This window comes from Streptomyces sp. NBC_00876 (assembly GCF_045207435.1).
Classification (GTDB): domain Bacteria; phylum Actinomycetota; class Actinomycetes; order Streptomycetales; family Streptomycetaceae; genus Streptomyces.
Window position 1 is genome coordinate 7,646,118 of the sequence record NZ_CP108800.1, and the last position, 18,407, is coordinate 7,664,524.

At 72.0% G+C, this 18,407-nt stretch carries 14 protein-coding genes; 8 read left to right on the plus strand and 6 right to left on the minus strand.

Going from position 1 to position 18,407, the window contains the following annotated elements:
• Window positions 1-11: 11 nt before the first annotated feature.
• Together OG782_RS33420 and OG782_RS33425 are read right to left on the minus strand one after the other, a co-directional pair.
• The gene (locus OG782_RS33420) at window positions 12-1,202 is read right to left on the minus strand and encodes a thiolase family protein (protein WP_406457470.1); all 1,191 of its coding nucleotides are present in this window, start codon (window positions 1,200-1,202) and stop codon (window positions 12-14) included.
• A gap of 40 nt (window positions 1,203-1,242) precedes the next feature.
• Complete coding sequence (locus OG782_RS33425) at window positions 1,243-2,400, minus strand: acyl-CoA dehydrogenase family protein (RefSeq protein ID WP_406457472.1); 1,158 nt, start codon at window positions 2,398-2,400, stop codon at window positions 1,243-1,245.
• A 323-nt stretch (window positions 2,401-2,723) separates the two neighbouring features.
• On the opposite strand from OG782_RS33425, the gene OG782_RS33430 reads away from it, so the two are divergent.
• From OG782_RS33430 to OG782_RS33445, 4 genes are all read left to right on the plus strand, one after another.
• Entirely contained in the window at window positions 2,724-3,587 is an 864-nt protein-coding gene (locus tag OG782_RS33430) for a 3-hydroxybutyryl-CoA dehydrogenase (protein WP_406457474.1), read from the plus strand.
• A gap of 177 nt (window positions 3,588-3,764) precedes the next feature.
• Window positions 3,765-5,222, plus strand: a complete 1,458-nt coding sequence (locus OG782_RS33435; protein ID WP_406457476.1) for an aldehyde dehydrogenase — start codon at window positions 3,765-3,767, stop codon at window positions 5,220-5,222.
• A 29-nt stretch (window positions 5,223-5,251) separates the two neighbouring features.
• The gene (locus OG782_RS33440; RefSeq protein WP_406457478.1) at window positions 5,252-6,328 is read left to right on the plus strand and encodes a zinc-binding dehydrogenase; all 1,077 of its coding nucleotides are present in this window, start codon (window positions 5,252-5,254) and stop codon (window positions 6,326-6,328) included.
• A gap of 302 nt (window positions 6,329-6,630) precedes the next feature.
• On the plus strand, window positions 6,631-8,229 hold the full coding sequence (locus OG782_RS33445) for a TROVE domain-containing protein (protein WP_406457480.1): 1,599 nt from the start codon (window positions 6,631-6,633) through the stop codon (window positions 8,227-8,229).
• 16 nt (window positions 8,230-8,245) lie between these two features.
• On the opposite strand, the gene OG782_RS33450 is transcribed toward OG782_RS33445, so the two are convergent.
• The gene (locus OG782_RS33450; protein ID WP_406457482.1) at window positions 8,246-9,169 is read right to left on the minus strand and encodes an LLM class F420-dependent oxidoreductase; all 924 of its coding nucleotides are present in this window, start codon (window positions 9,167-9,169) and stop codon (window positions 8,246-8,248) included.
• Window positions 9,170-9,366: 197 nt separating this feature from the next.
• Here OG782_RS33450 and OG782_RS33455 point away from each other — a divergent pair, with 197 nt between their 5' ends.
• The gene (locus OG782_RS33455) at window positions 9,367-10,812 is read left to right on the plus strand and encodes a glyceraldehyde-3-phosphate dehydrogenase (RefSeq protein WP_406457484.1); all 1,446 of its coding nucleotides are present in this window, start codon (window positions 9,367-9,369) and stop codon (window positions 10,810-10,812) included.
• 95 nt (window positions 10,813-10,907) lie between these two features.
• On the opposite strand, the gene fusA is transcribed toward OG782_RS33455, so the two are convergent.
• Window positions 10,908-13,004, minus strand: a complete 2,097-nt coding sequence (gene fusA / locus OG782_RS33460) for an elongation factor G (protein WP_406457486.1) — start codon at window positions 13,002-13,004, stop codon at window positions 10,908-10,910.
• Between the two features lie 603 nt (window positions 13,005-13,607).
• Between fusA and OG782_RS33465 the strand changes: the two genes are divergently transcribed.
• Window positions 13,608-15,209 (plus strand): tetratricopeptide repeat protein, encoded by a 1,602-nt coding sequence (locus OG782_RS33465; RefSeq protein ID WP_406457488.1) that lies wholly within the window; start codon window positions 13,608-13,610, stop codon window positions 15,207-15,209.
• On the opposite strand, the gene OG782_RS33470 is transcribed toward OG782_RS33465, so the two are convergent.
• Both OG782_RS33470 and OG782_RS33475 read right to left on the minus strand, forming a co-directional pair.
• Window positions 15,194-15,511: a hypothetical protein gene (locus OG782_RS33470; RefSeq protein WP_406457490.1), complete on the minus strand. Its 318-nt coding sequence runs from the start codon at window positions 15,509-15,511 to the stop codon at window positions 15,194-15,196. The two genes, OG782_RS33465 and OG782_RS33470, sit on opposite strands and share 16 nt — an antisense overlap.
• Window positions 15,512-15,616: 105 nt before the next feature.
• On the minus strand, window positions 15,617-16,519 hold the full coding sequence (locus OG782_RS33475; protein WP_406457492.1) for a DUF2510 domain-containing protein: 903 nt from the start codon (window positions 16,517-16,519) through the stop codon (window positions 15,617-15,619).
• Between the two features lie 208 nt (window positions 16,520-16,727).
• On the opposite strand from OG782_RS33475, the gene OG782_RS33480 reads away from it, so the two are divergent.
• Both OG782_RS33480 and OG782_RS33485 read left to right on the plus strand, forming a co-directional pair.
• The gene (locus OG782_RS33480; RefSeq protein ID WP_406457494.1) at window positions 16,728-17,507 is read left to right on the plus strand and encodes a crotonase/enoyl-CoA hydratase family protein; all 780 of its coding nucleotides are present in this window, start codon (window positions 16,728-16,730) and stop codon (window positions 17,505-17,507) included.
• A 121-nt stretch (window positions 17,508-17,628) separates the two neighbouring features.
• Complete coding sequence (locus OG782_RS33485) at window positions 17,629-18,369, plus strand: class I SAM-dependent methyltransferase (protein WP_406457496.1); 741 nt, start codon at window positions 17,629-17,631, stop codon at window positions 18,367-18,369.
• The last annotated feature ends 38 nt before the right edge of the window (window positions 18,370-18,407 follow it).

The window sequence follows — 18,407 nt, forward strand, 5'->3', positions numbered from 1 at the left end:
GGGGTTCGCCCTCACAGGAGTTCGAGGACGGTGGCGTTGGCCATGCCGCCGCCCTCGCACATGGACTGGAGGCCGTAGCGGATGCCGTTGTCGCGCATGTGGTGGACGAGGGTGGTCATCAGGCGCGCGCCGGAGCCGCCGATGGGGTGGCCGAGCGCCATGGCACCGCCGAGCGGATTCATCCGCGCGTAGTCCGCGCCGGTCTCGCGGAGCCAGGCGAGACTCACGGAGGCGAACGCCTCGTTGATCTCGAAGGCGCCTATGTCGTCGATCGACAGGCCTGCTCTCTTGAGCGCCTTGGCGGTGGCCGGAATGGGGCCCTTGAGCATGGTGACGGGGTCCGTTCCGGTGACCACGGCCGTATGGATCCGGGCCATCGGTGTCCACCCCTGGGAGGCGGCGAACTCGCTGGTGGTGACGAGCAGCGCGGCGGTGCCGTCGGAGACCTGCGAGGCGTTGCCCGCGGTGATCGTCCCTTCCTCGGTGAAGGCGGGCTTGAGGCCGGCCAGCCTCTCCGGGGTGGAGTCGCGGCGTACGCCCTCGTCGGTGTCGAAGACGCGCGTGCCGCCCGACCCGGAGGGGGCGGTCGCGTCCCCGGGGACGGGGACGGTGATGGGGGTGATCTGGTCCTTGAACCGGCCCTCGTCGATGGCCCTGGCGGCGCGGGCGTGGGAGTCCAGGCCGTGCTGGTCCATCTCGGTGCGGGTGATGCCGTACTCGTCGGCGATCAGCTGGGCGCCCGTGCCCTGGTTGAAGCGGATGCCGCCGTAGCGTGCGAAGACGTCGGGGCCGAAGGGCTCGCCGAAGCTGCCGTCGCCCCGGGTGGTGCCCAGCGGCAGCCGGCTCATGATCTCCACGCCACCGGCGACGGCGACGTCGTACTGGCCGGAGATCACCCCGGCCGCCGCCTGGTGCACGGCCTGCTGCGACGAGCCGCACTGGCGGTCGACGGTGACGCCGGGCACGGACTCCGGCCAGCCCGCCGCCAGGACGGCGGCGCGGGCGATGCATCCGGCCTGCATGCCGACCCCGGAGGCGCAGCCCCAGATGACGTCGTCGACGAGGGCCGGGTCGAGACCGGTGCGCGCGGTCAGGGACTTGAGGACATGGGCGGAGAGCGAGGCGGAGTGCAGCTGCGAGAGCGAGCCGCCGCGCTTGCCGACGGCGGTACGGACGGCGTCGACGATGACTGCGTCGCGCATGGGTCCTCCTGGGGGAAGTGGGGTGGGGGAACGGGCGGGTTCAGAGCCCGAGGTCCTTGGCGATGATCGTCTTCATGACCTCGCTGGTCCCGGCGTAGATCCGGTTCACCCGGGTGTCCGCGTAGAGGCGGGCGATGGGGTACTCCAGCATGTAGCCGTAACCACCGTGCAGCTGGAGGCACTTGTCGATGACGCGCCCCGCGACCTCGGTGCAGAAGAGCTTGGCGCGGGCGGCGTCGGCGGCCGTCAGTTCGCCTGCCGCGTGCTCCACGAGGGCGCGGTCGACGAGGGCCTGCGCGGCGGTGACCTCGGTGGCGCACTCGGCGAGGACGAACTTGGTGTTCTGGAACGAGGCGACCGGCCTGCCGAAGACCTCGCGCTCGCGCACGTAGTCCGTGGCGAAGCCGATCGCCCCGGCCGCGTTGGCATAGGCGTTGACCGCGGCGCCGAGGCGCTCCACCGCGAGGTTGTGGGTGAGATACCTGAAGGCCGCACCCTCCTCGCCGAGCAGGTTCCCGACCGGGACCCGGACTCCTGTGAAGGACAGCTCGGCGGTGTCCTGGGCGCGCAGTCCGATCTTGTCGAGCTTGCGTCCGACGGAGAAGCCCTCACAGGCCGTGTCCACGCACAGGATCGAGAGCCCGCCCCGGCGGTCGGCGGGGTCGTGGGCCGCGGTCCGGCAGACGACCAGGACGAGATCGGCCTGCGCGCCGCCGGTGATGAAGGTCTTCGCGCCGTCGAGGACGAAGTGGGTGCCGTCCTCGGAGAGCCGGGCCCGGGTGGCGATGCCCGCGAGGTCGGAGCCGGTGCCGGGCTCGGTCATCGCGATGGCGGTCATGATCTCGCCGGAGAGGAAGCCGGGCAGCCAGCGCCGCTTCTGTTCCGCACTGCCGAATTCCAGCAGGTAGGGAAGGACGAGGCAGGTGTGCACCGATTCGGCGCCGAACCCGACGCCCGCCCGGCCGCACTCCTCCCGGATCACGGCCTGGTAGGTGAAGTCGGTGACGCCCACCCCGCCGTACTCCTCGGGGACGTTGATGCCCAGGACGCCCAGGGCTCCGAGCTTGCGGTAGAGCTCGCGGGGCACATGGCCCTGCTTCTCCCAGTCCGCGTAGTGGGGGGTGACCTCGTCGGCGATGAACGCCCGGACGGTCGCCCGGAAAGCTTCGTGGTCTTCGGTGAACACGCTGCGACGCATGGTCGGCGGATCCTTCCTGGCACGCCCGGCAGACTCGCCGGACACTCACAAGTTAATCTGCAATAACCTCGGAGTCTAGGTCCGGGCGTGCTAACTTCCCAGAAAATCCCGTATCTCTCGGCTCTTCCGGTGATGTTTCGCTTGCCTGATCATGCGGTGGCTTGAGGTGAGCTCGTCCGGGCAGGGGCCGGGGCGTGCGAGGCGGGAGGGTGCCGGGCGGCGGCGCCTGACGCAGGTGTCGGACGTCGGCGGCATACCCGGCCGGCGGACCGCCTCCGTCGCCCTTGCGGGGTTCGGGAAACGTGAGAGAGGACATTCGCCCGATGCGTGAATTCAGCCGAGTCGGGGTCGTGGGCTGCGGCCTCATGGGCTCCGGGATAGCCCAGGTCTGCGCGCGCGCCGGCCTCGACGTGCTGGTCGCCGAACGCGACGCGCAGGCGCTGACCGCCGGCCGCTCCCGGCTGACCGGCTCGCTCGACCGAGGGGTGCGCGCCGGCAAGCTGACCGAGGAGGAGCGTGAGTCGACGCTCAGGAGGATCGTCTTCACCTCCGATCTCGCCGACTTCGCCGACCGCGATCTGGTCGTCGAGGCGGTCGCCGAACGGCGGGACGCCAAGATGTCCGTGTTCGAGCGGCTCGACCGCGTCCTCGCCGACGGCGGGGCGGTCATCGCCTCCAACACCTCGTCGATCCCGATCATCGATCTGGCCGCCGTCACCGCGCGGCCGCAGAACGTCGTCGGTGTCCACTTCTTCAACCCGGTGCCGGTGCAGCGGCTGGTCGAAGTCATCCCGACCCAGCTCACCGCGCCCGAGGTCGTGGACGCGCTGACGGTCTTCGCCGGGCAGCGCCTGGGCAAGACCGTCATACGCGCCAAGGACCGTGCCGGATTCGTGGTCAACGCGCTGCTGGTGCCCTACCTCGTCTCCGCCGTGCGGATGCTCGAGTCCGGGGTGGCATCGGTCGAGGACATCGACGCCGGCATGGTGCTCGGCTGCGCCCATCCGATGGGGCCGCTCCGGCTGCTCGACCTCATCGGCCTGGACACGGCGCTGTCGATCGCCGAGTCGATGTACGACGAGTTCAAGGAGCCGCTGTACGCCCCGCCGCCGCTGCTGCGGCGCATGGTGGCGGCCGGCGCGGTGGGTCGCAAGGCGGGGCGCGGCTTCTATGGCTACGCGGGCTGACCCAATCTGGACAGATGCGTTAGCGTGAATTAACTTATTGCACTATGGGGCCAGAAAACACTAGCTCCATGCCTGCGCGCGGAGTAGTCGGAGTTCACTTCAGCGGCTCCTTCCGATCATGTGGCCGTCCGTTGTCCGGTACCGCCCTGCCCGCGCCATGACAGCGAGGAACAGCACATGAGCGACATCCTGGAACACCGCACCCTCTTCATCGGCGGCCGGTGGGCCGAGCCCGCGGGCCCGGACACCATCGAGGTGATCTCTCCGGTGACCGAGCAGGTCGTCGGGCGCGTGCCCCACGCGGCCCCCGAGGATGTGGACCGCGCGGTCGCCGCGGCCCGCGAGGCCTTCGACCGCGGCCCCTGGCCCCGGATGACGCCCGCCGAGCGCATCGAGATCGTCACCCGGATCAAGGACGGCCTCCTTGCTCGCCACCAGGAGCTCGCCGAACTGATCACCCTGCAGAACGGCTGCCCCATCACCGTCTCCGTCCGGGCCCAGGCGCTCAGCGCCGTCGCCACCTTCGGCGCGACCCTCGCCGTCGCCGCCGGCCTCGCGACGGAGGAGCAGCGGCCCGGTCTGACCGGCCCCCTGCTGATCCGCCGCGAGCCGGTCGGTGTGGTCGCCGCGATCACTCCGTGGAACGTTCCGCAGCTGACCATCGCCGGCAAGCTCGCGCCCGCCCTTCTCGCCGGCTGCGCCGTCGTTCTCAAGCCCTCCCCGGAAACGCCCCTGGACGCCTACCTCCTGGCGGAGGTGTGCGAGGCCGCGGGTCTGCCGGAAGGCGTGCTCAGTGTGCTGCCGGCCGACCGGGAGACCAGTGCCTACCTGGCCGCCCACCCGGGCGTCGACAAGGTCGCCTTCACGGGGTCGGTCGCCGCCGGCAAGCAGATCATGGCCGCCGCCGCCCAGAACCTCACCCGCGTGACCCTGGAGCTCGGCGGCAAGTCCGCGGCGATCCTCCTGGAGGACGCGGACCTCGGCGCCGCCCTGCCGAACCTCGTCATGGGCGCCTTCGCCAACAGCGGCCAGGCGTGCGTGGCGCTGACCCGCATCCTCGCCCCGGCGAGCCGCTACGACGAGATCGCCGCCGCGCTCACGGCGGCCGTCGCCTCGCTCAAGGTCGGCGACCCGTCCGACCCGGCCACCGTGATCGGCCCGATGGTCACCGAGGCGCAGCGGCGGCGGAACCTCGACTACGTACGCATCGGCCGGGAGGAGGGCGCCACGGTCCTCACCGGCGGCGGCGTCCCCGAGGGTCTGGACACCGGCTGGTACATCGAGCCCACCCTCTTCGGCGACGTCGACAACGGGATGCGGATCGCCCAGGAGGAGATCTTCGGCCCGGTGATCTGCCTGATCCGCTACGAGGACGAGGCGGACGCCGTCCGGATCGCCAACGACTCGCCCTACGGCCTGGCCGGCACCGTCTGGGCGGGCACCGACGAGCACGGCACCGAGATCGCCCGGCGGATCCGCACCGGCACCTACTCCGTCAACTGCCAGCGCTTCGATGTCGCCGGCCCGTTCGGCGGCTACAAGAACTCCGGTATCGGCCGCGAGTTCGGCCCCGAGGGCTTCTCCGCGTATCAGGAGACCAAGACCATCCACCTGCCCGCCCCGGCCCGAGCCTGAGCAGCGCCCACATCCACGAGGAGCACATGATGCACGCAGCAGTAATGCACAAGACCGGTGACGACACCCTGGACGTCGTCGACGTCGAGACGGTGTCCTTCGGCCCCGGCCGGGTCCGGGTCAGGATGCACAAGGCCGGCCTGTGCCACTCCGACCTCTCGGCCATGAGCGGTGTGCTCGCCCACCCCGCGCCGTTCGTCCCAGGCCATGAGGGAGCGGGCGAGGTGGTCGAGGTCGGCGAGGGCGTCACCCACGTCAAGCCCGGCGACCGGGTCATCGTCTGCTGGATGCCGCCGTGCGACGCGTGCCCCTCCTGCAAGGCGGGCGACGGACACCTGTGCCGCAGCGGCTACCGCAATCTCGCCAACCCCAACTTCCGCAGCGGGGAGACGATCGTCCCCGGCATGCTGGGCGCCGGCACCTTCGCCGAGGAGACGGTGATCGCGGCCTATGCGGCGATCCCGATCCCCGACGACGTGCCGTACGACATCGCCGCGCTCATCGGCTGCGGTGTCACCACCGGCATCGGCGCGGCCCTCAACACCGCCAAGGTGAAGCCCGGTTCGTCGGTCGTCGTGATCGGTCTCGGCGGCGTCGGGATCAGCATCCTCCAGGGCGCCAAGGTGGCGGGCGCGGCACGGATCATCGCCGTGGACCCGACACCCAACCGCCGCGAGTGGGCCCTCAGGTTCGGCGCCACCGAGGCCATCGCCCCCGAGGAGCTTCCGGAGACCGTCAAGCGGCTCACCGGGGGCTTCGGCTTCGACTACGCCTTCGAGGCTGTCGGCAAGGCCGTCACCCTGCGCGCCGCGTACGACGCCACCCGTCTCGGCGGCACGGTCTGCCTCGTGGGCGCCGGTTCGCGCACCGACATGAGCGACATCAGCATGGCCGAACTCGTCCTCAACGAGAAGGCGATCCTGCCTTCGTTCTACGGCGGCGACGACATTCGCCGCACCTACGCCACGATCATCGACCTGTGGCGCGCGGGCCGCATCGACCTGGAGTCGATGATCACGCACCACGTCCCGCTGACGGACATCAACGAGGCGATCCGCCAGATGCACACCGGCGAGGCCCTGCGCACGATCATCGACATCGCCTGACCCGCCCGCGGCGCCCCGTGCCCGCAGCGGCACGGGGGACGGCCGGTCCCGGCTGCCGGACGCGATCAAACCGGTGGTGTGCGGCCGGGGGTCCTTGTACCTTGGCGTCGCGACCATGCCTCCGATGCGCTCGGCTGCGGCTACTTCCTCTGACAACCAAGTGACGCCGCCGCCCCTTTTGATCTCGGCAGGTGTGGTCGTCCTCGCCCCGACGGGCCTTGCGGCCGGGGCCGTCCCATCCTTGAATCCGGGGGGATTCGCTGCCTCGTCACACCCCGCACGTCTCCAAGATCTGGTCCGGGATGCTTGTCGCCCCGCACGTCTCGGCGGCCGCCCGTACTCCTTCACCGCCACGGCTCCACCACCGGCCCGCCGGAACGGATCCCAGCACCTACGAGGGCGGCGCGGCCTTCGTCCGAGAGCCTCGCGAGGAGCTCTTCCTCCTCGCCGTCGGCAACTTCGTGTCCCAGCGGACCTTTTACGAGAGCGGTGAGGAGCGGGACGCCCGGTACGCCCGTCTCGTCGGCGAACTCGCCGTCCAGGAACCCGTGTGGACGGCCGGCCTGCTGCGCTGGCTTCGCGGCGAGGGCAACATGCGCACCGCGTCCCTGGTGGGCGCCGCCGCGTTCGTGCGGGCCCGGCTCGAGGCCGGGGTGTCCGCAGGCCCGTCCAACCGGTCCGTGATCGACTCGGTGCTCCACCGCGCCGACGAGCCCGGTGAGCTGCTCGCCCACTGGATCTCGGCCTACGGGCGGAACGTCCCGCAGCCCGTGAAGCGGGGCGTCGCGGACGCCGTACGCCGTCTGTACACGTCCCGCTCCCTGCTCAAGTACGACACCGCGTCCAAAGGTTTCCGCTTCGGCGACGTGCTCAACCTGGTGCACGCTTCCCCCGATCCGGAGAAGCCCTGGCAGGGCGCCCTCTTCCGGTACGCGCTGGACCGCCGCCACCACCCGGAGCAGGCCCTCCCGCCGCCCTCCGACCGCGTACTGACCGCGCACCGGGCGCTGATGGAGCCGGCCGCGGACGAGCGGCGGGCGATGGTGACCGGGCCGGGCGGCTCCGAGCTGCTGGCCGCGGCGGGGATGACGTGGGAGGCCCTGGCGGGCCTGCTCCACGGACCGATGGACGCCTCCGTCTGGGAGGCCGTGATCCCCGCGATGGCTCCGATGGCGCTCCTGCGCAACCTGCGCAACTTCGACGAGGCGGGTGTCTCGGACGAAGTCGCGGCCACGATCGCCGCACGCCTCGCCGACCCCCGAGAGGTCGCCCGCTCCCGTCAGTTCCCCTTCCGCTACCTGGCCGCCCACCGGCACGCGTCGCAGCGCTGGGCGGCCGCCCTGGAAGAAGCACTGGGACACGCCCTCGCCAACGTGCCGCCCCTGCCCGGCCGGACCCTCATCCTGGTGGACCGCTCCGACTCGATGTTCTGGGGCCCTGTCTCCGAGCGGTCCACGCTGACCCGGGCGGACGCGGCGGCCGTGTTCGGCGCCGCCCTGGCCCTGCGTGCCGAGCAGGCGGATCTGGTGGAGTTCGGCTGGAAGAGCGCTGCGCTGCCGTTCGAGCCGGGCGAGCCCGTGCTCGAGGTGCTGAAACGCTTCCACCGTCTCGGAGGCACCCACACCACGAAGGCGGTGCGCACCCACTACCAGGAGCACGACCGGGTCCTGATCGTCACCGACGAACAGGCCGCACCCTCCGGCCCCGGCGGGCCCGCCGAACCCGTCCCGGCCGACATTCCGGTCTACACCTGGAACCTCGCGGGGTACTGGCCCGCCCATGGCCCGGCGGGCCCCCGCCGGTACACCTTCGGCGGCCTCACGGACGCCGCGTTCCGGATGGTGGGCCACCTCGATGCCGGCCGCGAGGCCGGCTGGCCATGGACGGCGGGTCCGGTGTGACCCGTCGGCCGTCCGCTCAGCCCGCCAGTTCCCCGAGCAGTGCCCACGTGCGGCGCCGGTCGGCCTCCCCGGCCAGGTCCGTCCCCGAGAACACCACCTCGGTGGCCCCGGCGTCCCGGTAGCGCCGCACCTCGGCGGCGACCGCCTTCTCGTCGCCGATCACGGCCACGTCGCCCGCCCGTGCGGCGCCGGAGAGTTCCACGACCCGCGCGTACGAGGGGAACTGTTCGTAGAACGCGAGCTGCTCGGTGGCCGTCCTGCGCGCCGATTCGGGGTCGCCGGTCACCACGCCGTGCACCATCGCCACGATCCGGGGCGCGGGGCGCCCCGCGGCCTCGGCGGCGGCGGTGACCGCAGGGACGATGTGCTCGGCCAGGGCCCGGGGTCCCGCGAGGTAGGGCAGGATCCCGTCCGCCAGTTCGCCGCTGACCCGGAGCGCCTGCGGGCCCATCGCGGCCACGAGCAGGGGGACGCCGCCCTCCGCCCCGGGCACCCGGGCGGGGAGCGGGGTCGTCGCGGTGAGCAGCTCGCCGTGGAAGTCGGCGCTGCCGGTCTCGGTGAGCTGCCGCAGTGCGGTGAGGAACTCGCGCAGGCGGGCGATGGGCCGCTCGTAGGGGATGCCGAAGCCCGCCTCGGTCAGCGTCTTCGTGCCGAGTGCGAGCCCGAGGTGGTAGCGGCCGTGGGTGGCCGCCTGCGCGGTCTGGGCCTGGCTGGAGACGATCAGCGGGTGGCGTCCGAAGACCGGGATCGCGGACGTGCCCACGTGCAGGTCCGCTACCTCGCGCCCGACGATCGCCGCGAGGCCGGGGGAGTCGGCCCCGAAGGTCTGCCCGAACCAGGCGGACCGCAGCCCCGCCGCGGCGGCCTCCCTGGCGAGCTGCACGGTGGCGTCGATCTGGTTGGCGGATCCGGTCGCGCTGAGCGTTACTCCGACTGTCATGTCAGCTAAAACCGCGGGGAGTTGGCCGCGCATTCCGGTTCCCGTATGACAGCTTCGTGTCCGCTGTTCGAACGCGGCCGAGTCCCTCGCGGACCGGCGCGGACCGGGCCCCTCCGTGACCTCGGGCGACACCGTTTGGATGATCAAAAGAGCGACGGGTTACCATATGAGCGCCGCCTAGCTCGAAAGATAAACCTGTGACTGTCAATGACGACTCGTTCACCAACTGGATGCACCGCGAGGAGATCGCGGAGTCGATGATCCCGATCATCGGGAAGCTGCACCGCGAGAGGGACGTCACCGTCCTCCTGCACAGCCGCTCCCTGGTGAACAAGTCGGTGGTGAGCATCCTCAAGACCCACCGATTCGCCCGGCAGATCGACGGCGAGGAGCTCTCGGTCACCGAGACCCTGCCGTTCCTCCAGGCCCTCACCACGCTTGATCTCGGTCCCTCTCAGATCGACATCGGCATGCTGGCCGCGACATACAAGGCCGACGACCGCGGTCTTTCCGAGGCGGAGTTCACCGCCGGTGCCGTCGCCGGTGCCACGGGTGCGAACAAGATCGAGCGCCGTGAGTCGCGCGATGTCGTTCTGTACGGCTTCGGCCGCATCGGCCGCCTGCTGGCCCGCCTCCTCATCGAGAAGGCCGGCTCCGGCAACGGTCTGCGGCTGCGCGCCATCGTCGTCCGCAAGGGTGCGGGCCAGGACATCGTCAAGCGCGCCTCGCTGCTGCGCCGCGACTCGATCCACGGCCAGTTCCAGGGCACGATCACCGTCGACGAGGCGAACAACAAGATCATCGCCAATGGCAACGAGATCCAGGTCATCTACTCCGACGACCCGACGTCGGTGGACTACACGGCCTACGGCATCAACGACGCCATCCTGATCGACAACACCGGCAAGTGGCGCGACCGCGAGGGCCTCTCGAACCACCTGCGTCCGGGCATCGCCAAGGTCGTCCTGACCGCGCCGGGCAAGGGCGACGTGCTCAACGTCGTGCACGGCGTGAACCACGACATGATCAAGCCGGACGAGCAGATCATCTCCTGCGCCTCCTGCACCACCAATGCGATCGTCCCGCCGCTCAAGGCGATGGCGGACGAGTACGGCGTCCTGCGCGGGCACGTGGAGACCATCCACTCGTTCACCAACGACCAGAACCTGCTGGACAACTACCACAGCTCCGACCGCCGTGGCCGCTCCGCGCCGCTGAACATGGTCATCACCGAGACCGGTGCCGCCTCGGCCGTCGCCAAGGCCCTGCCCGACCTCGAGGCGACGATCACCGGCAGCTCCATCCGCGTACCGGTGCCGGACGTCTCGATCGCCATCCTCAGCCTGAAGCTCGGCCGCGAGACCACCCGCGAGGAGGTCCTGGACCACCTGCGCGACGTGTCGCTGACCTCGCCGCTCAAGCGGCAGATCGACTTCACGACCGCCCCCGACGCGGTCTCGAGCGACTTCATCGGATCGCGTCACGCCTCCATCGTCGACGCGGGACCGACCCAGGTCGACGGCGACAACGCGATCCTCTACCTCTGGTACGACAACGAGTTCGGCTACTCCTGCCAGGTCATCCGGGTCGTCCAGCACGTCTCCGGGGTGGAGTACCCGACGTACCCCGAGCCGGTCCACTGACCCCGGCCCGATCCTGATGTCACCAGGGCCGGTCCCGCCCGCTGACGGGTGGGACCGGCCCTGCGCGCCGGGGCCTCTCGTCCGGACGAAAGACCCTAACGCGCCGGCTCCGTGCCGGACACCGAGGCCGGTGCCGGGGCGTAGCCGGTGGCCCGGGTGGTGAACGTTCCACGGCCCTGCGTCCGGCTGCGCAGCCGCGTCGCGTAGCCGAACAGCTCGGCCAGCGGCACGGTCGCGGTGATCACCGCCGCACCGGCCCGCGCGGTGGAGCCCGACACCCGGCCACGCCGGGCGGCCAGGTCACCGAGCACCCCGCCGACGGCGTCGTCGGGCACGGTGGCCGTGACCTCGGCCACCGGTTCCAGCAGCACCATCGCACTGGAGCGCAGCGCCTCGCGCAGCGCGAACCGTCCGGCCGTACGGAACGCCATCTCCGAGGAGTCCTTGGGATGAGTGGCGCCATCGGTCAGCGTCACCCGCACCCCGGTCACCGGATGCCCGCCGAGGGGACCCTCCACCAGGGCGTCCCGGCAGCCGGCCTCGACGGCCCGGACGTACTCCTGCGGAACCCGGCCGCCGGTGACGGCCGAGCGGAACTCGAACTCCGCCGAACCCGTACCGTCGTCGCGGGCCCCCTCCCACGGCTCGACGTCGATCACGACGTGCGCGAACTGACCGGCCCCGCCGTCCTGTTTGATGTGCCGGTGGACCAGACCGGACACGCCGCGGACGACCGTCTCCCGGTAGGCGACCTGTGGCCGGCCGACCCGGACATCCAGCCCGTGGGCGCGGCGGATCTTCTCCACCGCGACCTCCAGATGCAGTTCTCCCATGCCCGAGAGCACCGTCTGACCCGTCTCGGAGTCCGTCCGTACCGCAAGCGACGGATCCTCCTCGACCAGCCGGACCAGCGCGGTCACCAGCCGCTCCGTGTCGGTGCTCCGCCGGGCCTCGACCGCCACCGAGACGACCGGATCGGCCACCGTCGGCGGTTCGAGGACCAGCGGGGCGTCCGGCGCGCACAGGGTGGCACCGGCACGGGCGGCCTTGGGCCCGATGACCGCGACGATGTCCCCGGCGACCGCCGAGTCGACGTCGACATGCCGGTCCGCCTGGACCCGCAGGATCCGGGCGATGCGTTCGCTGCGCCGCGCGCCGGTGTCCAGCACCGTATCCCCCTTCCTGACCGTTCCCGAGTACACCCGCAGATAGGTCAGCCGGCCCGTCGCGGTCGCGTTGACCTTGAACGCGAGCGCGGCGAACGGCGCCTCCGGATCGGCGGCCCGCTCCTGCACCGCGTCGCCGAGCGTGCCGCGTACGGGCGGCACGTCCAGCGGCGAGGGCAGATAGTCCACGACGGCCTCCAGCAGCGGCTCGACCCCGCGGTTGCGGTAGGCGGAACCGCACAGCACCACGACACCCTCACCGCTTCGGGTGAGATCGCGCAGCGCCCCGGCCAGCGTCCGTTCGGAGAGCTCCGAGTGAGCGCAGAACTCCTCCAGCGCGGCCGGGTGGAGCTCGGCCACCGTCTCCTCCAACAGCCGCCGGCGCCGCCGTGCCTCGTCCCGCAGACCGTCGGGCACCTCCTGTTCCTCGTACGTGTCATGGCCGTCGGCCCAGACGAGTGCCCGCATACGCAGCAGATCCACCACTCCGGCGAACCGTTCCTCCGATCCGATCGGCAACTGGACCACGAGAGGGACCGTGTGCAGCCGTTCCCGGATCGACGCGACCGCCGAGTCGAGGTCGGCGCCGGTCCGGTCCAGCTTGTTCACGAACGCGATACGCGGCACGGCGTGCCGGTCGGCCTGCCGCCACACGGACTCGCTCTGCGGCTCCACACCGGCGACCGCGTCGAACACGGCGATCGCACCGTCCAGCACCCGCAGCGAACGCTCGACCTCGTCCGCGAAGTCGACGTGCCCCGGGGTGTCGATCAGGTTGATCCGGTGGCCGGCCCAGGTGCAGCTGACGGCGGCGGCGAAGATCGTGATCCCGCGGTCGCGTTCCTGGGAGTCGAAGTCGGTGATGGTCGTCCCGTCGTGGACCTCGCCGCGCTTGTGGGTGGTGCCGGTGGCGTAGAGGATCCGTTCGGTGACGGTGGTCTTCCCGGCGTCGACGTGGGCGAGAATGCCCAGATTGCGAACGCCGGTCAGTGTGCCGGTGAGTTGACGGTGCAGTTCGGTACGCACGGTCCGTGGCCTTTCGGGATGATCCGGAAGAAGACGGCGCGATGCCCGGACGACGCGGGCCTTTCGAACGGCCGCGGAAACCCTTCGCCCTTGCCGCGGCGCACAGGGGCGCCGTCGCACGGACGGTCCGTCAGGAAGCGGACAAGGCTCAGGTGTTCGTCTCGGGTGTCCGGGGCCGGCCGCGCAGCCGGCGCCGGGCGGAGGTAGACACCAGGATCACCTCGTACCGCGACAGGGGGACGACGACAGCGGTGCGGTAGCGCACGGCAGGTCTCCCCTCAAGGGTCACGGTGCGCGCGCCGATTCGGAGTGCCGACGCGCGATTTCATGGCGAGTCTAGGGAAGGGAGCACGTTCGGGGAACCGGTTTTCCGGGCCGTGGCGCTGCCGTGGCCGGCCGGGGACGGATCCGTGCCGCTCCGCGCGCAACCATGCGGCGTCCCCGGCCGTCACCCCTACAACTGCCGAGTGTTCAGGGGGAGCGCATGAGACCTGCCCGGACCCTGTTGCCGGTGCTGCGGCGGGCCGCCGGGACGGGCGCGGCCGGGCCGGGACGCCGCTCGCCCGCGCGCTGCTCCGGTGCTCGTCGCCCCACTGGGTGATCGTGCGCCCGCAGCCGCTGGAGCGCCGCCTCGCCTGGGGCGCGGAGGCCATCGCCCTGTGCCGGGGCGCGGAGCTCAGCGGGCGGCCCGCCGCCCCGGACCTGCTGTCCCGTTCGCTCGTGCTCCAGGCCCAACTGCTGCTCCATGCCGAGAGATACGAGGAGGCAAACGCGGCGGCCGAGGAGTCCCTGAACGTCCCGGACGCGCATCCCTCCTCGAAGCAGACCGCGTACTGCCACCTGATGCGCGCCCTGGCGCTGGCCGGGCTCGACCTACCGGACGATGCGCTCGTATCCGCCCGCGACAGCGTGGCCGCCTACCGGACCGCGACACCCCGGCACGCCGACCGGTCCCTGGGCGGCCCGGCCACCGCGCTGCGCGCGCACGCCTGGATCCTCGGCCGGGCCGGGCGCACGGCCGAGTCCGTCGAGGTCTGTCTCCAGTGCGTCGGGCTGCTGCGGGAACTGTCCGGGTGGCAGCAGCTCCGGCTGGCCGTGCTCCACACCAGAACGCCGGCCGAACTGGCCGGCGGGCTGCGGGTGCTCGGCCGGTTCGCGGAGGCGGTCGAGGCGGGCGATGACGCGAGGGAGCGCGTCGGCTCCCTCACCCCCGGGCTCTACCCGGAGACCCAGGTGCTGTGCGCCCAGTTGCTCATCGATCTGGCATGGTGCCTCGGCGCCACCGGTGACCTTTCCGCGGCACGTGCCACGGCCGAGGAGGCCGTGTCGCGCTGCCGGATCCTGGCCGCCGGTGCCCAGGCCGCCGGTGAACTCCTGCTCGTCCTCGCCCTGGAATGTCTGGCCCACCACCTCGGCCTGCTGGACGCGCGCACCGAGGAGCGGGCGGTGCGCGGGGAACTCGTGAGTCCCTGCGCGCAGTTGGCCCTCGCCGGCCCGGATGCCCACGAGCCCCGGCTCGCCGACGCCCTCGACGACCTCGCCCGCTGTCGCACGCGCGACGGCGAGCACCCCGAGGCCGTGGCCGCCACCGAACGCTCCGTGGAGCTCTACCGCCGCGCCGTCGGGCGCGATCCTGGCCCGTACGAGCCGGAGCCGGCCCGGACACTCGCCAACCTCGGCGTCCGGCTGCGCCTGAGGGGTGAGTTCGACGGCGCGGTGGCCGCAGGAGAGGAGGCGCTGGCGATCACCCGACGCCTCGCCGGGGCCGGCGGGGGAGCGGACCGGTCAACGGTCGCCGACCGGCTGATGGTCCTGGGCCGGGCCCGCTACCGGGCCCAGGACGACGAAGGGGCCGCGGCCTGCTTCGAGGAGGCCGAGACCCTGCGGCGGGAACTCATGGAAGCGGGGGACCCGGGACCGTACGGGGCCGGGATCGCCGCCGCGCAGTCGGCGCTCGCCCGGGCTCTCGGTGCGGCCGTCGACGGCCATCTCGATGCCGGCCGTCCGGACGAAGCGACCGCTGCCCTCCGCCGCCTCAAGGAGCTCACCGGGCGCGGCCCGCTGAGCGATGTCCACGCAACCTGTCTCTCCACCTTTGCCCGCGCGCGCGACCGGGACGCGGAAGGAACAGCCGGGCGACGGGTGAGCCGTGGCCCTCCTTCGTCTACCGGGCCGGCTGAGCGAGGCCGCTACCGGGCGGACTGAGCGAGGCCGCCGCCTCGGCGGCCGGGCTCAGCCATCTCCGCGCGGCGGGCGCCGCGCCGGGCCACGGGCTTCCACGTCCGGCACCGCCGCAGCGCGCTCCGGCCGCAGCCGCGCCACTCGGCGGGGGAGACGCCCGTGCCGTGCCCGGTCCGGGTGATCAGCGCGTTCACGGGGGTCAGCGGGTCCAGGGCCATGGTGCGCGCGAACAGGACACCGATCACCAGGGGCGCCAGGGTGACGGCGAGCGTGGTGCCGGTGCTGGTGACGTGCTGCATGCGGGGGCGCGGTGCGTCGGGAGCCATGGCTCCATTCCAGCAAGGGCGCACCGGTGCGGGATCGGGCGGCGTACTCAGTCCGGGCGGCCCGGGTACTCACCCGGGCCGCCGCAATGCCCCACGCAGAAGGGGCTACGCCGTGGTTCCCGGGCCGGAACCCGTACCGGAGGCGGCCTTGATGCCCTTGGTGATGTCGTCCAGGACGGACAGGGCGGGTGCCTTGGAGTTGATGTCGAATCCGGAGCGGACGACGATCAGCATGTCCTTGGACTTCGGTGAGGGGAAGGCCAGCGACTCGACGTACCCGTCGTCGCCGTTCTTCGTGACCACCTTCCAGCGCACCCGGTAGCCCTGCTGGCCGGCCACCGTGACCGCCTCGGACTTCAGCTGCTGGTGCGAGGTGATGCCGCCGTAGATCTTCTCGCCGTACGACTCCTCGGCATTGGTCGCGATGTCCTTCTCGGCCGTGTCCTTCGCGGTCGTGGTGCTCAGCTTCAGTGCCATGGCCGGGACGGAGAACACTCCGCCGCGCACGCACTTCTCCCCGCTGTCCCCGGGGCAGGCGTACGAACCGGTGGTCACGCCGGCACCCATGCCCGACTCGCCCTTCCAGCCGTCCGGGACCGGGATGCTGATGCCGCTGGCCATGTCCGTCGCGTAGCCGTCCTCGGTCTGCGGCTGCTGCGGTGCGGGGTTCTCGCTCCCGCCGCCGTTACCCCCGTTGCCCCCGCCGCCACCCGGTGCGCCGGGCTGCCGGCTGGGCGCGTGGGAGGGCGGGGTGGACGGGCCGGCGGCGGTGGGATCCGACGTGCCGGAGTCGTCCGACAGCAGGAACACACCGCCCCCGATGGCGGCGAGGACCACCACGGCCGCGGTGATGCCGGCGCCGATGCGTATCCGCCGGCTGCGGAGCGCGGCCGGCGGGACCCGCAGCTGATCGGTCCACTGAGTGCCGTCCCACCAGCGTTCCTGGATGGGGCCAAATCCTGTGTACCCGGGGTCTGGATGCCAGCCGGGCGGGCTCGTCTGCGTCACGCGGGCCACCGTAACCGGGCTGCGTGAGAATCCTATGAACTGGGTGGACGCCGGCCGTCCGAAGTGTGCGATATGGGCGAACATGTGGCGCTTTGCCGGGTCCGATTCCGGTGCGGGCTCTGCCCGGCTCCCGTACGGTTCGCGGGAGCGGGGCGCGGCGGGCGCAGCACCCACCGCCGGCCCGACCGTATCCGTGGGAAGGCGAACGATGAGTGAGAGTCCCGCCGTACGCATCGAGCGCGACGGTCCCGTGTTCACGGTGGTTCTGGCCCGCCCCGAGGTCCGCAACGCGGTGGACGGGCCGACCGCCCGCCAACTGGCCGACGCCTTCCGGGCGTTCGAAGCCGACCCGGACGCCTCGGTCGCCGTCCTGTGGGGTGAGGGCGGCACGTTCTGTGCCGGGGCCGACCTCAAGGGCATCGGCACCGAGCGCGGCAACAGTGTCACGGCCGACGGGGACGGGCCGATGGGGCCCACCCGGATGCGGCTCGCCAAACCCGTCATCGCCGCGGTCGCCGGGCACGCGGTGGCCGGAGGCCTGGAGCTGGCCGCCTGGTGCGATCTGCGGGTCGCCGAACAGGACGCGGTCTTCGGGGTGTTCTGCCGCCGCTGGGGAGTGCCGCTGGTGGACGGCGGAACGGTGCGGCTGCCCCGCCTCATCGGCGAGAGCCGGGCCATGGACATGATCCTCACCGGCCGGCCCGTCCCGGCCCCGGAGGCGTACGGCATGGGGCTGGTCAACCGGCTCGTCCCCACCGGCGAGTCCCGGAGCGAGGCGGAGCGGCTCGCCCGGGAGATCGCCGGGTTCCCCCAGCTCTGCCTGCGCCATGACCGGCTCTCCGTGCGCGAACAGCACGGCCTCGGTGAGGCGGAGGCGCTCGCCGTGGAGTACCGCCACGGCCTGGTGCCGCTGACGGCGGGGGAGACGCAGGCGGGTGCGGACCGGTTCGGCGGCGGTGCGGGCCGGCATGGCGCCTTCACCGGCTGAGGCGCGCTCGCGGCACTTGGTCTAGACAACTGAATGGGAGGTCGCTAGCATCCGCCGAAGTGGCACGGCGGACCGGATTGCCGGTCGCCCCGCCGGCCGGCCACACCAGGAGTGAGGGCCCATGGAAGCGACCGCTGCCGACCGTCGTTTCGCCGAGGAATACCGGCTCGCCCGGGAGATACCGCGCGACGGACTCACCGCATGGCATGCGGCGGTCGCGGCCGAGGTGGCGCTGGCGCCGGGGGCGACGGTACTGGACATCGGCGCCGGCACGGGAGCCTTCTCCACCGCGTTCCGCGACTGGTTCGGCGTACGGGTGCTGGCGGTGGAGCCCGCCGTTGCCCTGCGGGAGCTGATCCCGCGGACCGCGGGGATCGAGGTGCTGGACGGGCGGGCGGAGGCGCTGCCGGTGCCGGACGGCTGCGCCGACGCGGCCTGGCTTGCTTCGGTCGTGCACCACATCGAGGATCTGCCCGCCGCGGCACGGGAGTTGCGCAGGGCACTGAAGCCCGGCGCCCCGGTGCTCATCCGTAACTCGTTCCCCGGCCGGTGCGCCCGTGATCTGCGGGTGCGGTTCTTCCCCGGGGCCGAGCGCATCGTCGACGGCTACCCGACCGTGGAGGAGACGTGCGCCGCGTTCGCAGCCGCCGGCTTCGCGCGGGTCGCGCTGCACGCGGTGCCGCAGGAGAGCGCACCGAGTCTCGGTGAGTTCGCCGACCGGATACGGCGGGACGCCGACGCCAAACTCCGTGGCCTCACGGACGACGAGTTCGCGCGCGGTATGCGCCGGCTGCGGAGCGCCGCTGCCCAGGAGCCCGGGCGGCCGGCCGTCAGCTGGATGGACCTGCTGGTTCTGGCCTGACGCACGGAAATGGCCGTGCACATGCGGTGACCGCGCCT